The 263-nt window shown below is 41.8% G+C and carries 1 protein-coding gene; it reads right to left on the minus strand.

Annotated features, from left to right (window positions below; genetic code table 11):
- A partial coding sequence (locus SB725_RS31940) for a hypothetical protein (RefSeq protein ID WP_410923471.1) occupies positions 1-230 on the minus strand: 230 nt, incomplete at its 3' end.
- Positions 231-263 lie beyond the last annotated feature (33 nt).

Below are 263 nucleotides of genomic sequence, written 5' to 3' on the forward strand. Positions count from 1 at the left end.
AGGACAAATACGTCATTCGCATCCAATTGGCGATTGTCTAAGCGAAACTGTTGAAACGGAGTATGGGCAATAGATTGAGCTTGAGCTGACTCTGCCTGTCTTGATGTTTCCTGAATCGATGTTGCTATCATCGCTGTAAGCTGCTCAGCCAGTTTTTGCTGCTGGCTTTTATTGGCATCTATAAGCTGTTTTAAGGTAACAGTAGCGCTATCTAGCGATGATATAGTCATAGATAAATCCTAAACAGTTAAAACGTGTCAGCT

It is taken from the genome of Pseudomonas sp. SIMBA_041 (genome assembly GCF_046535095.1).
GTDB classification, from domain to species: Bacteria; Pseudomonadota; Gammaproteobacteria; order Pseudomonadales; family Pseudomonadaceae; genus Aquipseudomonas; species Aquipseudomonas mucoides.